General features: G+C 71.8%; 12 protein-coding genes. 3 read left to right on the top strand and 9 right to left on the bottom strand.

All coding sequences use genetic code 11. The features are described 5' to 3' along the window. Positions 1 to 393 precede the first annotated feature (393 nt). The 5 genes from QRN23_RS14150 to QRN23_RS14130 form a co-directional block, all read right to left on the bottom strand. Positions 394 to 1,410, bottom strand: a complete 1,017-nt coding sequence (locus QRN23_RS14150) for a YeiH family protein (RefSeq protein ID WP_285063890.1) — start codon at positions 1,408 to 1,410, stop codon at positions 394 to 396. A gap of 9 nt (positions 1,411 to 1,419) precedes the next feature. Then, complete coding sequence (locus QRN23_RS14145; RefSeq protein WP_285063889.1) at positions 1,420 to 2,190, bottom strand: fumarylacetoacetate hydrolase family protein; 771 nt, start codon at positions 2,188 to 2,190, stop codon at positions 1,420 to 1,422. Continuing rightward, complete coding sequence (locus QRN23_RS14140; RefSeq protein ID WP_055978278.1) at positions 2,187 to 3,320, bottom strand: branched-chain amino acid aminotransferase; 1,134 nt, start codon at positions 3,318 to 3,320, stop codon at positions 2,187 to 2,189. Before QRN23_RS14140 ends, QRN23_RS14145 begins: the two co-directional genes overlap by 4 nt. A gap of 8 nt (positions 3,321 to 3,328) precedes the next feature. Beyond that, positions 3,329 to 4,414 carry a 3-isopropylmalate dehydrogenase gene (locus QRN23_RS14135; protein ID WP_055978277.1) on the bottom strand — a complete coding sequence of 362 codons (1,086 nt, stop codon included), beginning with the start codon at positions 4,412 to 4,414 and terminating at the stop codon, positions 3,329 to 3,331. Positions 4,415 to 4,530: 116 nt separating this feature from the next. After that, positions 4,531 to 6,075, bottom strand: a complete 1,545-nt coding sequence (locus QRN23_RS14130) for an MFS transporter (protein WP_285063887.1) — start codon at positions 6,073 to 6,075, stop codon at positions 4,531 to 4,533. Positions 6,076 to 6,215: 140 nt separating this feature from the next. On the opposite strand from QRN23_RS14130, the gene QRN23_RS14125 reads away from it, so the two are divergent. Next, positions 6,216 to 6,782 (top strand): TetR/AcrR family transcriptional regulator, encoded by a 567-nt coding sequence (locus QRN23_RS14125; RefSeq protein ID WP_043593162.1) that lies wholly within the window; start codon positions 6,216 to 6,218, stop codon positions 6,780 to 6,782. A gap of 21 nt (positions 6,783 to 6,803) precedes the next feature. On the opposite strand, the gene QRN23_RS14120 is transcribed toward QRN23_RS14125, so the two are convergent. From QRN23_RS14120 to QRN23_RS14105, 4 genes are all read right to left on the bottom strand, one after another. Further along, positions 6,804 to 7,865: a lactonase family protein gene (locus tag QRN23_RS14120; RefSeq protein ID WP_055978273.1), complete on the bottom strand. Its 1,062-nt coding sequence runs from the start codon at positions 7,863 to 7,865 to the stop codon at positions 6,804 to 6,806. Continuing rightward, the gene (locus QRN23_RS14115; protein ID WP_082452693.1) at positions 7,862 to 8,221 is read right to left on the bottom strand and encodes a chorismate mutase; all 360 of its coding nucleotides are present in this window, start codon (positions 8,219 to 8,221) and stop codon (positions 7,862 to 7,864) included. The genes QRN23_RS14120 and QRN23_RS14115 overlap by 4 nt, the downstream gene beginning before the upstream one ends. Positions 8,222 to 8,340: 119 nt before the next feature. Further along, entirely contained in the window at positions 8,341 to 8,766 is a 426-nt protein-coding gene (locus tag QRN23_RS14110; RefSeq protein WP_055978271.1) for an organic hydroperoxide resistance protein, read from the bottom strand. A 64-nt stretch (positions 8,767 to 8,830) separates the two neighbouring features. Further along, positions 8,831 to 10,117, bottom strand: coding sequence for an adenylosuccinate synthase (locus QRN23_RS14105; protein ID WP_055978268.1), 1,287 nt, complete (start codon positions 10,115 to 10,117; stop codon positions 8,831 to 8,833). Positions 10,118 to 10,284: 167 nt separating this feature from the next. On the opposite strand from QRN23_RS14105, the gene QRN23_RS14100 reads away from it, so the two are divergent. Both QRN23_RS14100 and QRN23_RS14095 read left to right on the top strand, forming a co-directional pair. Next, positions 10,285 to 11,763: a xylulokinase gene (locus QRN23_RS14100; RefSeq protein WP_285063886.1), complete on the top strand. Its 1,479-nt coding sequence runs from the start codon at positions 10,285 to 10,287 to the stop codon at positions 11,761 to 11,763. Positions 11,764 to 11,825: 62 nt separating this feature from the next. Next, positions 11,826 to 12,548, top strand: coding sequence for a metal-dependent transcriptional regulator (locus QRN23_RS14095; RefSeq protein WP_055978265.1), 723 nt, complete (start codon positions 11,826 to 11,828; stop codon positions 12,546 to 12,548). The last annotated feature ends 27 nt before the right edge of the window (positions 12,549 to 12,575 follow it).

The following is a 12,575-nucleotide window of genomic DNA, read 5'->3' as shown; positions in this document are numbered from 1 at the left end:
GCAATGCCAGGGTATAATTTGGCATTTGACAATGTGCACGCTGTTGAGTTCTCAAGGACCAAACGCACCAGGGACCCAGCCTTGAAAGACCTTTGCCCTGAGCAGTTCTGTAACCTTTTGCACTGACCGACGATGCCGAGACCGTGCCGACGTCCCTTGCGGAACGAGCCGTAACTCTACATCATCTTGATCAGTGTTCGCAACTCACTTGGTCCGAGGCTGTGAAGCAACTCGAGGACTTGGAAGTTGGTCCCACTTGAGGGCCGGGGAAGCTTCGCTCCGCCCGCACCTTTGGGGTGACAAGTGATTACTTTACGCAGCCCGAGACGGGTATGGCCAAACTTCGTGCATCCCGGGCGTGTCGCCCGCCACGTCCCCGCGGGGACGCCGCCGCTACCCCAGGGGCAGCACGAGCACGGCGCCCAGGGATACCGAGGCGATGACGATCCACGAGGCCAGGCCCACGAGGAAGGCGCGGCCGCCGGTGCGGACGAGGCGCTCGAGGCGGATGCCCGACCCGAGGCCGACGAGTGCGAGCCCGAGCAGGACCGACTGGACCGTCCCCGCGATCGCGAGCAGCGCCTCCGGAACCGGGATCACCGTCCGGACGACGACCGCGACGGCGAAGCCGACGACGAACAACGGCACGATCGGCGGCCGGGCGCCGGCGTCGGCACCCCGTCGGCGGACCACGGTCGACGTGATCGCCACGATCGGGGCGAGCATCAGGACCCGCGTGAGCTTGACGATGACCGCGATCGCGAGTGCGGCCGCTCCGGCGGTCTGCGCCGTGGCGACGACCTGACCGACGTCGTGCACGCTCGCCCCCACCCAGGCACCGAACTCGAGGTCGGTCAGACCGACCCACCCTCCGATCAGGGGCAGGACGGCGATCGCGAGCGTGCCGAACAACGTGACCAGAGCGACGGGAGTCGCGGCGTCCTTGCCGCGATCGCGGGTCACGGCACTCATCGCGCCGATCGCCGACGCCCCGCAGATCGAGAAGCCGGCCGCGAGCAGGAGGGGTTGGTCACCGGGGAGCCGGGCCCATCGGCCGAGCAGGTAGGTGACCGCGAAGGTGAGCCCGAGGATCGCGATCACGACGACGACCGTCGCCCACCCGAGTCCGGCGACGTCGACGAGGCTGAGCTGGAGCCCGAGCAACACGACGCCGATGCGCAACAGTCGCTTCGAGGCGAAGGTCAGTCCGGGCTTGCCGCTGCCGTCGATCACCGGGCGGAGGGGCCGGATCTGGGCGGCCGCGATGCCGAGCAGGACGCACCAGGTCAGGACGGGGACCGCCGGCGACACGAGGTGCAGGCCCCACGCCACCCCGTAGGCGACCCCGGCCAGCAGGAGCCCCGGCACCGGATTCGCGCGCGGCGGCGCGTCGACGGCGGCGGGGCTCACCGGGCGGGCCTAGACCCGGTTCTTGGCGGGGTTGATCAACGAGCCGAGGCCCGAGATCGCGACCTCGACCGTCTGGCCCGCCGTGAACGGACCGATGCCGGCGGGCGTGCCGGTCAGGATGACGTCCCCCGGCAGCAGGGTGAAGACGTCCGTGACGTACTCGATCAGCTCGGGGATCTTGTGGATCATCTGCATCGTCGACTCGCGCTGCATGACCTCGCCGTCCACCCGGGTCTCGATGGTGGCGTCCGTCCAGTCGAATTCGTTCTCGATGTAGGGGCCGAGGGGCAGGAAGGTGTCGTAGCCCTTCGCGCGGGTCCACTGGCCGTCGGCGTTCTGCACGTCGCGGGCCGTGACGTCGTTGGCGACGGTGTAGCCGAACACCACGTCCTGGTAGTCCTCGGCCTTCACGCGCTTGGCGATCGACCCGATGACGATGGCGAGTTCACCTTCGAAGTCGACCCGGCCGACGTCGGGCGGGAGCTGGATCGAGTCGCCGAAACCGATGACCGTCGTGTTGGGCTTGAGGAACAGGATGGGCGCCTCGGGCGCGGACTGGCCGAGCTCGTCGGCGTGGTCCTGGTAGTTCAGGCCGACTCCGACGACCTTGGACCGCGGGATCACCGGCGCGAGCAGCTTGGCCTGACGCAGGGACACCCGCTCGCCCGTCGTCTCGTACCCGCTGTACATCGGATCACCGGCGAGGACGATGAGCTCGCGCTCGTCGACGATGCCGTAGCGGGGGTCTTCTCCGGGCGTGGCGAAACGGGCGATCTTCACGCGTCGAGCCTAGTCATCCAGCCGTGGACATCGGGACGGCGGCCGTACTGGATGTCGGTCAGCTCTTCGCGCAGGGACATGGTCAGTTCTCCACCGGTCGCGGCGGGCGACCCGATGTGGATGCCCTCGCCCTTGAGTTCGGCGATCGGGACGACGACGGCAGCCGTGCCGCACGCGAAGACCTCGACGATGTCACCGGATTCGACGCCGTCACGCCACTCGTCGATCGTCACGCGACGACGCTCGACGCGGTGGCCCCGGGCCTCGGCCAACTCGAGGATCGAGTCGCGCGTGATGCCCTCGAGGATCGAGTCGCTGTCGGGAGTGACGAGGGTGCCGTCCTTCTTGACGAGCACCACGTTCATCCCGCCGAGCTCTTCGATGTAGTTGCTCTCGGACGAGTCGAGGAACAGCACCTGCTGACAACCGTTCTCGTAGGCCTCCTGCTGCGGCAGCAGGGACGACGCGTAGTTGCCGCCGGTCTTGGCCGCACCCGTGCCGCCCTTGCCGGCTCGGGCGTAGTTCGTGGTCAGCCAGATCGAGACCGGAGAGACGCCGCCGCTGAAGTAGGCCCCGGCGGGACTCGCGATGACGTGGTACGACACCTCATGGGCGGCCCGGACCCCCAGGAACGCCTCGGTGGCGATCATGAACGGCCGGAGGTACAGGCTCGTCTCGGGGGCCGACGGCACCCAGTCGAGATCGGCCCGCACGAGTTGGCGGACCGACTCGACGAAGTCGTCGGTGCTGAGCTCGGGCAGCGCGAGTCGGCGGGCCGAGCGCTGCAGGCGGCGACCGTTGGCGTCCGGCCGGAACGACCAGACCGAACCGTCGGCGTGCCGGTAGGCCTTCATGCCCTCGAAGATCTCTTGCGCGTAGTGCAGCACCGACGCCGAGGGGTCGAGCTGCAGCGGGCCGTACGGGTGGACGGACGCCGCGTGCCACCCGTCGGCGAGGGTCCACTCGATGGTCACCATGTGGTCGGTGAAGTGCTTGCCGAAGCCGGGGTCGCTGAGGATCGTCTCGCGTTCGGCGTCGTCGCGTGCCGTCTCGGACGGCGTCAGCTCGAACTGCAGCGGGAAGTCGGCCGAGTCGTCGGTCGGGGCGGAGACGTTGTCGGTGGTGGTCATGATGCCCTTCAGGCGGAGGCAGACGGGGACAGGGTGCGCACGCGGTCGGCGATCGCCGTGCCGATCTCGTCCGTGCGGCGGGCGGGGACGGACGCGTCACGCGAGGCGCGGTCGGCGATGTCGGCGTCGACGGCCCGGGTGACGCGGGCGGCCGCGTCGGGCAGGCCGAGGTGGTCGAGCAGGAGGGCGACGGAGAGGATCGCCGCCGTCGGGTCGGCCTTCTGCTGACCGGCGATGTCGGGGGCCGAGCCGTGCACGGGCTCGAACATGCTCGGGAAAGCGCCGTCGGGGTTGAGGTTGCCCGATGCCGCGAGCCCGATGCCGCCGCTGATGGCGCCGGCGAGGTCGGTGAGGATGTCGCCGAAGAGGTTGTCGGTGACGATGACGTCGAACCGGGAGGGGTCGACCACGAGGTGGATGGTGGCCGCATCGACGTGCTGGTAGTCGACGGCGACGTCGGGGTACTCGGCGGCCACGGCGTCGACCGTGCGCTGCCAGAGGCTGCCCGAGAACACGAGCACGTTGGTCTTGTGCACGAGGGTCAGGTGCCCACGACGACCGCGGGCCTTCTCGAAGGCGAAACGCACGACGCGCTCGACGCCGTGCGCCGTGTTGACGCTGACCTCGTTCGCGATCTCGTGCGGCGTGCCCTGCCGCAGCGCGCCTCCGTTGCCGACGTAGGGACCCTCGGTGCCCTCGCGGACGACGACGAAGTCGACCTCGCCGGGCGCCGAGAGCGGCGACGGGACGCCGGGGTGGACCTTGGTGGGCCGCAGGTTGACGTAGTGGTCGAGGGCGAAGCGCAGCTTCAGCAGCAGGCCACGCTCGATGATGCCGCCCGCCAGTCGCGGGTCGCGGGGGTCGCCGCCCACCGCTCCCAGCAGGATCGCGTCGTGCGACGCGACGGCCGTCAGGTCGTCGTCGGTCAGGATGTCGCCCGTCTCGAGGTAGCGCGCCGCACCCAGCGAGAAGGTCGTGACCTCGAACGTCGCGTCGTCGCCGGCCGCGACCTCGAGCACCTTGAGGGCCTCCGCGACCACCTCGGGGCCGATGCCGTCTCCGGGGATGGCGGCGAGTCTGACGGTGCGGGGCATGGTTCTCCTGGCGTCTCGGGGGGCTCGCCACACTTTACCCGTGGGCAGGTGGGCCGCGCGGGCGCTGCGGCCGGCTCGGGCCACCCGTGCCGGGGTGGCCCGGACGGCCCGGGGCCTCAGTCGGCCGAGGAGGCGCGGCGGAGGGTCGTGAGGGCGACCACCACCGCGGCGACCATCACCAGTGCCCCGACCCCGGCCGTGGCGACGAGACCGTGGTCGAAGGCGTCGGTGGCGGCGTGCAGCAGGGGGCCCGCGAGCGAGTCGGGCAGCCCGTCGGAGACCGCCACCGCGCCTCCCAGGGTCTCGCGGGCCGCCTCGCCCGCCTCGGTGGGCACGCCGGCGGGCACGACCAGGGCACCCCGGTAGATGGCGGTCAACATGCTGCCGAGCACGGCGGTTCCGAGGACGGCACCGACCTCGTAGGCGGTCTCGGACACCGCCGAGGCGGCCCCGGCCCGGTTCGCGGGCACGGCCGCGATGATCAGGTCGTTCGAGATCGTCTCGGCCGCGCCGACGCCCAGGCCGACGAAGGCGAAGGCCACGACGAACACGACCACGGGGGCCCCGGCGCCGGTGGCGAAGACCGCCGCGTAGGCGAGCGCGGCCGAGGCGAGGCCGATCGCGACGATGGTGCGCGGGCGGAGCCACCGGACGACCCGCACGACGCCGAGGCCCGCCAGGATCATCACCGTGAGACCGGGCACCAGCGTCAGCGCGGCCTGCAACGGCCGCAGCCCCACGACGAGTTGCAGGTGCTGGGTCGTGAAGAACAGGAAGGCCACGAGCGCCACGACGGCGAGCAGGTTGACCAGGACCGATCCGGCGAACACCGGGTTCGTGAAGAGCCGCACGTCGAGCAGCGGACGCGGGCGGGCGAGCTGACGCCGGACGAACAGCCAGCCCGAGCCCACGCCGACCACCGCCAGGGCGGCGACGGGCCAGACGAAGCCCTCGGTCGCGAGCAGCTTGATCGCCGCGACGACCGGCGCCATGGCGGCGAGCGACAGCAGCACCGAGAACGGGTCGGCGGGCCCCGGCGCGGGATCGCGGCTCTCGGTGAGCAGCAGCGGGCCGGCGATCAGCAGGGGGACGAGCACGGGCACCGCGACGAGGAACACCGAGCCCCAGGCGAAGTGCTCGAGGAGCACGCCTCCGACGATCGGGCCCAGGGCCGATCCGGCGGCGAAGCCCGAGGCCCAGACGGCGATGGCGAGCCGGCGCTGCTCACGGTCGAGGAAGGTGCTGCGCAGCAGCGAGAGGGTCGCCGGCATGATCATCGCGCCGAAGAAGCCCAGCACGGCTCGTGCCGTGATGAGCTGCTCGGCGCTCGTGGAGAACGCGGCGAGCACCGAGACCACGGCGAATCCGCTCGCACCGGTCAGCAGCAGCTTGCGGCGGCCGAACCGGTCGCCCATCGACCCCATGGCCACGAGCAGGCCGGCGAGGACGAGCGAGTAGACGTCGACGATCCAGAGCTGGCCCGCGGCGCTCGGCTGCAGTGCGGTCGAGATCTCGGGCAGGGCGAAGCCCAGCACCGTGTTGTCGACCGAGACGAGCAGCACCGGCAGCATGAGCACGACCAACGCGGCCCACTGTCGTCGGCCGGCACGCGGCGGGACGCCGGTCGGGGTCGTGGCGGTGACGGTGGCGGGGCGGGGCATGGCGTTCTCTCGCGGTCGGTGGAGTGGTGGGTCGATCGGTGCGCGCACCGCCTGGCGTCGGCGGCCCGACGAGGGCAGGAGGCGCGGGTGCTGACCGTCCGGACGGTACAGTTACACCGTCCAGACGGTACAGTAACAGAATGAGCCCTCGACCGTCAGCCCGGGAATCGATGCTCGACACGTTCGAGACGCTCGTCGTCGACGACGGCGAACGCGCCGCGACCTTCGATGCCGTGGCCGCCGCGGCCGGGGTCTCGAAAGGCGGCCTGCTCTACCACTTCCCCACGCGCGAGGCGCTGGTCGACGCCCTCGTCGACCGCCTCACCGCGCTGCTCGACGACGACGTCGCGGCGATGACCAGCGCGCCGGAGGGCGTCGTGGACTACTTCGTCCGCACCTCGTCACCCGCGGCCATCCCGGCCGACGACCCGCTCGACCGCTGCATCACCGCCGTCTCGAACCTCGCGTCGAGCGGACGCCACCCCCGGGCACTCGAGGCCCTCACCGCCATGCAGTCCCGCTGGCACCAGGTCGTCCTCGACGCCGTCGGCGACCCCGCGGTCGCCCGGGTGGTGTCGCTCGTCTCCGACGGGCTCTACTTCACGCCGCGGCCCTTCTCACCGGTGGACTCGGGCGGCGACCCGCGCCACGACACGTCGATCGACGACGTCATCGCCGTGCTGCAGCGGCTCGTGCCGCGACGCTGACCCGCGCCTCCTGCGGTCCGGTCAGACGGCGACGATGCAGGCGGGGCTGCCGAGGGTGAACAGGTCGACGGGGGCCCCGGGCAGACCGGTGGCCTCGTCGACGGGCAGCACCGAGACGGTGTCGGAACCCTGGTTGGCGCAATAGAGCAGGCCGTCGGCGATGGTGAAATGCCGCGGCCACTCGCCGCCGCACGGCACCTGACCGACCAGGCGGAGCCGCGAGGGCTCGCCGCCGTCGGACCCGCCCTCGGCGTCGACCGAGGTCTCGAGCACGCTGATCGTGTCGCGGCCGCGCGTGGCGACGTAGACCCTCGAGCCGTGGACGGCCAGGTGCGACGGGAGGTCTCCCCGCTCGTCCGGCTCGCCCTCGACGACCGCCACCGAGTACGGGATGACGAGGTCGTCACCCTGCCTCCGGACGACGTACAGACGGGCGTCGAGCTCGCCCACGACGAGCAGGTCGTCGCCGAGGAAGGCGAGGTGCCGCGGGCCCGAGCCGGCGGGCATCGGGTGCACGCCGACGATCGACGGTTCGAGCGTGACGACGTCGACGGCGACCTCGACCAGCCGGTCGGTGCCGAGGTCGCTGACCAGGTGGGTGCCCCACGGGGTCGCGACGATCTGGTGGGCGTGCGGCCCGCCCTGGCGGTCGGCGACCGGGCCGGAACCCGACGGGAGCGCGACGGTCGCCGTCACGCGTGCCGGGTCGGTCGCCTCGGAGCTGAGCACGCCGAAGGTGCCGCCGACGTAGTTCGCGACGAGCAGGGCGTTCGAGGCCGGGTCGTGGGCGATGTGGCAGGGCGAGGCACCGCCGGACGCCGCGACGCCGGCCTCGACCAGGCGGCCCGCGGCAATCGTGTACGACAGCACGCGGCCCTCGTTGGTCTCGGCGACCGCGTGCAGGGCCCCCTCGGTGACGACGAGGAACGACGGGTCGTCGGCCTCGACGACCTGCCCGGCCTGCCAGCGACCGTCGGCCCTCGACCGCTCGAGGACGGTGATGCCGAGGCCGTGGCCACCGCTGACCGCGGTGTACGAACCGACGTAGAGACGCTGGGGGCCGGACGGGCCGAGGTCGCTCATGCGCGGCCGGCGGTGGGGTCGTCGCCGGCGGCGATGCGCTCGTGGTGGTGGATCACCTCGGCGACGATGAAGTTCAGGAAGGACTCGGCGAAGGCCGGGTCGAGCCGGGCCTCTTCGGCCAGGCGACGCAGGCGCTGGATCTGCACGCGCTCGCGTTCGGGATCGCTCGCCGGCATGCCCGCCGCCGCCTTGAGCAGGCCGACCGACTGCGTGTACTTGAACCGTTCGGCGAGCATGTGGACGAGGGCGGCGTCGATGTTGTCGATGCTCTGGCGGATGCCCGCGAGTTCGTCGATCGCGCCCTGGTCGGCCGAGCTGAGGGGGCTGTCCGCCCCGAGAGGACTGTCGAGTGCCATGCACCGACCCTATCGGCGCGCCCGACGACGGGGCCGCCGACGGACCGCCACGGACGAAGGAGGCGCGTCCCGCTCTCGCAGGACGCGCCTCCTTCGCGGCCGGGTCGGCCCGGCCGGGATCAGTCGACCAGCGTGAGCGTGACCTCGACGTTGCCACGCGTGGCGTTGGAGTACGGGCACACGTGGTGAGCCGCGTCGGCCAGCTCTTGACGACGCTCGGGCTCGACGTTCGGCGTGTAGATGTCGAGCTCGACCGCGAGGCCGAATCCACCCTCGCCGTTGCCGCCGATGCCGACGCTCGCCGAGACCTCGGCGTCCTTCGTGTCGACGCCGAGCTTCTTGCCGGCGCCGTGCATGGCGCTGAGGAAGCAGGCCGCGAAGCCCGCCGCGAACAGCTGCTCGGGGTTGGTGCCCTCGCCGGAGCCACCGAGTTCTTTGGGGGGCCGCGTGTCGAAGTCGAGTCGGTCGTCTTCGCTGCGGACGTGGCCGTCACGACCCCCACCGGTGGCGTGGGCGATGGCGGTGTAGGCGATGTCGAGTGTCATGAGGAGAAGACCATACCTAGATTCTGGGAGTTGGCTCGGTGGCGGGTGAGTGTGGTAGCGCGGCTCAGCCGAGCAGGTCGTGCCGCTGCACGATGGCGTCACGGCCCGGGCCCACGCCGATCGCCGAGATGCGGGCGCCGCTCATCGCCTCGACGGCGAGCACGTAGTCCTGCGCGGCCTTCGGGAGGTCGTCGAAGTCGCGCGCCCCCGTGATGTCTTCGCTCCACCCCGGGAACTCTTCGTAGATCGGCGTCGCGTGGTGGAAGTCGCTCTGCGAGACGGGGACCTCGTCGTGCCGGACGCCGTCGACGTCGTAGGCCACGCAGACCGGGATCGTCTCGAGGCCGGTGAGCACGTCGAGCTTGGTCAGCACGAAGTCGGTCACGCCGTTGATCCGCGCCGTGTAGCGCGCGATCGGGGCGTCGTACCAGCCGCAGCGGCGAGGACGGCCGGTGGTCGTGCCGAACTCGAAGCCGTTGGCCCGGAGGAACTCGCCCGAGGCGTCGAAGAGCTCGGTCGGGAACGGCCCGGCGCCGACGCGGGTCGTGTACGCCTTGACGATGCCGATGACGCGCTCGATGCGGCCCGGCCCGATGCCCGAGCCGGTCGAGGCGCCTCCTGCGGTGGCGGACGACGAGGTGACGAACGGGTAGGTGCCGTGGTCGACGTCGAGCATGGTCGCCTGGCCCGCCTCGAAGAGGACGGTCTTGTCGGCCTCGAGCGCCTGGTGGATCTCGAGCGCCGTGTCGGCGACCATCGGCTTGAGTCGCTCGGCGTACGACAGCAGCGACTCGACGACCTCGTCGACCTCGATCGCGCGACGGTTGTAGATCTTGACGAGCAGGTGGTTCTTCTGGTCGAGGGCCGCCTCGACCTTCTGCCGCAGGATGCCCTCGTCGAAGATGTCCTGCACGCGGATGCCGACGCGGTTGATCTTGTCGGCGTAGGTCGGGCCGATTCCTCGACCGGTGGTGCCGATCTGGCGCTTGCCGAGGAAGCGCTCCGTCACCTTGTCGAGGGTGCGGTGGTAGTGCGTGATGACGTGCGCATTGGCGCTGACCCGCAACCGGGAGACGTCGATGCCGCGCGCGATCAGCGCGTCGAGCTCGTCGAAGAGCACCTCGATGTCGACGACGACGCCGTTGCCGATGACGGGCGTCACGCCGGGCGAGAGGATGCCGGAGGGCAGCAGGTGCAACGCGTACTTCTGGTCGCCGATCACCACGGTGTGGCCGGCGTTGTTGCCGCCGTTGAACTTGACGACGTAGTCGATGCGGCTCGACAACAGGTCGGTGGCCTTGCCCTTGCCCTCGTCGCCCCACTGGGCTCCGATGATCACCACTGCTGGCATGGGTTTCTCCTCACGTCGGGGGAACGCACCGGGTGAGGTGCACTTGAGTCTACCGACAGGCTCGTCCGGGCCGCCCGGACGGCCCGGGACCCGTCACGGAGGCGCGGCGCGCGACCCGCGGAACACCGCCGGTGGCCATTTGTGGTCACGTACGACAAACTGTGCCCATGAGTCTCGTCGCCGGGGTCGACTCATCGACCCAGAGTTGCAAAGTCGTCGTCCGTGATCTCTCGACGGGCGAACTCGTCCGGCAGGGGTCGGCCGGGCATCCCCAGGGCACCGAGGTGCCCCCGGCGGCCTGGTGGGAGGCGCTGCTCGCGGCGATCGCGGACGCCGGCGGCCTCGACGACGTCGCCGCGCTCTCGGTCGCCGGTCAGCAGCACGGCCTCGTCGCCCTCGACGCCGAGGGACGCGTCGTCCGCGACGCCCTGCTCTGGAACGACACCCGCAGCGCCCCGGCCGCCCGCGACCTGATCGACGAGCTCGGGGCCGAGCAGTGGGCCCGACGCACGGGCTCCGTCCCCGTCGCGTCGTTCACCGCGACCAAGCTGCGCTGGCTGCGCGACGCCGAGCCCGAGAACGCCGCGCGGGTCGCCGCGGTGGCCCTGCCGCACGACTGGCTCACCTGGCGCCTCCTCGGTTTCGGTCCCGCCGACGAGAGCCCGCTCGGGCCGGACCTCGACGCCCTCGTCACCGACCGCTCGGACGCCAGCGGCACCTCGTACTGGAGCCCCACCAACGAGGCGTACGACCTCGAGCTCTTCGAGCACGCCTTCGGTCGCGGGGCACGCGAGGCCACCGGCTCCCCCGCGGACGACGCCGGGCGCGTCGTGCTGCCGCGGGTGCTGCAGGCCGACCAGGCGGCCGGGACGACGGTCGCGGACGGCCCGATCCCGGCCAGCATCGTGGTCGGCGCCGGCGCGGGCGACAACGCCGGGGCGGCCCTCGGCCTCGACGCCACGGTCGGCGACCTCGTCATCAGCATCGGCACGAGCGGGACGGCCTTCGCCGTCACCGACCGGCCCGTGACCGACCCCGGCGGCACGGTGGCCGGCTTCGCGGACGCCGCGGGTGGCTACCTCCCCCTGGTCGCCACGCTGAACGCGGCGCGGGTGCTGTCGTCGGTCGGCGGACTGCTCGGCGTCGACCACGACGAACTGGCCCGTCTGGCCCTCGCGGCCGAGCCCGGCGCCGGCGGGGTCACGCTCGTGCCCTACTTCGAGGGCGAACGCACCCCCGACCTGCCCGACGCCACGGCGACGCTCTCGGGCCTGACCCTGGCGAACTCCACCCGCGAGAACCTGGCCCGCGCCGCCGTCGAGGGCATGCTGTCGGCACTGTCCGACGGTGCCGCCGCCGTCCGCCGACAGGGGGTCCAGGCCACCCGCGTCCTCCTCATCGGCGGGGCCGCGCTGAACCCGGCCGTCCAGGCCGTCGCCCGCCAGGTGTTCGACCTGCCCGTCGTCGTGCCCGAGCCGGGCGAGTACGTCGCCGACGGCGCGGCACGACAGGCGGGCTGGGCCCTCTCGGGGACGCGACCGACCTGGACCCCGGCGACCAGCGCCTCCTTCGAGGCCGACCTGCGACCCGCCGTCGGCGAGCGCTACCGGGCCGCGCAGGGGCTGGGGTCGTTGCCCCGCCCGTGACCCCGGTGCGCCGGGCGCGGACGACAGCAGGAGGCGCGGGTGGCGCCGCCTAGGATCGGACCATGCCCAGCGACCCGGCCAGCACGCGCACCACCATGGCCGAGGACTACCTCAAGGTCATCTGGAAGGCCGAGGAGTGGGCCGAGGCAGGAGTCGGCGCCGGCATCTCGACCAACGAGATCGCCGCGACGCTCGGCGTGAGCGCGTCGACCGTCTCGGGCAACCTCCGCAAGCTCGACCGCGACGGCTACCTCGACTACGAGCCCTACCGGCGCATCGCCCTGAGCGACGCGGGCCGTGCGATCGCCGTGTCGATGGTCCGGCGACACCGGCTGATCGAGACGTACCTGGTCGAACGCCTGGGTTACGGCTGGGACGAGGTGCACGACGAGGCCGAGGTGCTCGAGCACGCCGTCAGCGATCGACTGCTCGACCGGTTCGACGTCGAGCTCGGACACCCGACGGCCGACCCGCACGGCGACCCGATCCCCGCGGCCGACGGCACGGTCGTACGGCCTGCCGCCCATCCGCTGGGCGACTTCGTCGAGGGCGAGTGCGGCTTCGTCGTGCGCGTCTCGGACGACGAACCCGAGCTGCTGCGCTACCTCAGCTCGCTCGACCTGCGGGTCGGCGCCCACGTGCGCGTCGGCGAGCGTCGCGACTACGCTGGCTCGCTGCAGGTCGTGCTGACCGACGCGCACGACCGGGCGGTCGGCAGCGTCGAACTGGCCGGCGTCGCCGCGGCGTCGGTGTGGGCGAACTCCGAGCCGCACACGCACGCCTGACGCGGGGGCGGGCAGCGCCGCGTGCCC

This window comes from Frigoribacterium sp. ME-P-080 (assembly GCF_030209595.1).
In the GTDB taxonomy this organism is placed as follows: Bacteria; Actinomycetota; Actinomycetes; order Actinomycetales; family Microbacteriaceae; genus Frigoribacterium.
This window is presented reverse-complemented; position numbering and strand designations above follow the sequence as displayed.

Excerpts from the sequence above, each read along its gene's own strand:
- QRN23_RS14140 (WP_055978278.1), bottom strand. The coding sequence starts at position 3,320 with ATGACCACCACCGACAACGTCTCCGCCCCGACCGACGACTCGGCCGAC.
- QRN23_RS14135 (WP_055978277.1), bottom strand. The coding sequence starts at position 4,414 with ATGCCCCGCACCGTCAGACTCGCCGCCATCCCCGGAGACGGCATCGGC.
- QRN23_RS14095 (WP_055978265.1), top strand. The coding sequence starts at position 11,826 with ATGCCCAGCGACCCGGCCAGCACGCGCACCACCATGGCCGAGGACTAC.
- QRN23_RS14130 (WP_285063887.1), bottom strand. The coding sequence starts at position 6,075 with ATGCCCCGCCCCGCCACCGTCACCGCCACGACCCCGACCGGCGTCCCG.
- QRN23_RS14105 (WP_055978268.1), bottom strand. The coding sequence starts at position 10,117 with ATGCCAGCAGTGGTGATCATCGGAGCCCAGTGGGGCGACGAGGGCAAG.
- QRN23_RS14125 (WP_043593162.1), top strand. The coding sequence starts at position 6,216 with ATGAGCCCTCGACCGTCAGCCCGGGAATCGATGCTCGACACGTTCGAG.
- QRN23_RS14100 (WP_285063886.1), top strand. The coding sequence starts at position 10,285 with ATGAGTCTCGTCGCCGGGGTCGACTCATCGACCCAGAGTTGCAAAGTC.
- QRN23_RS14120 (WP_055978273.1), bottom strand. The coding sequence starts at position 7,865 with ATGAGCGACCTCGGCCCGTCCGGCCCCCAGCGTCTCTACGTCGGTTCG.
- QRN23_RS14115 (WP_082452693.1), bottom strand. The coding sequence starts at position 8,221 with ATGGCACTCGACAGTCCTCTCGGGGCGGACAGCCCCCTCAGCTCGGCC.
- QRN23_RS14110 (WP_055978271.1), bottom strand. The coding sequence starts at position 8,766 with ATGACACTCGACATCGCCTACACCGCCATCGCCCACGCCACCGGTGGG.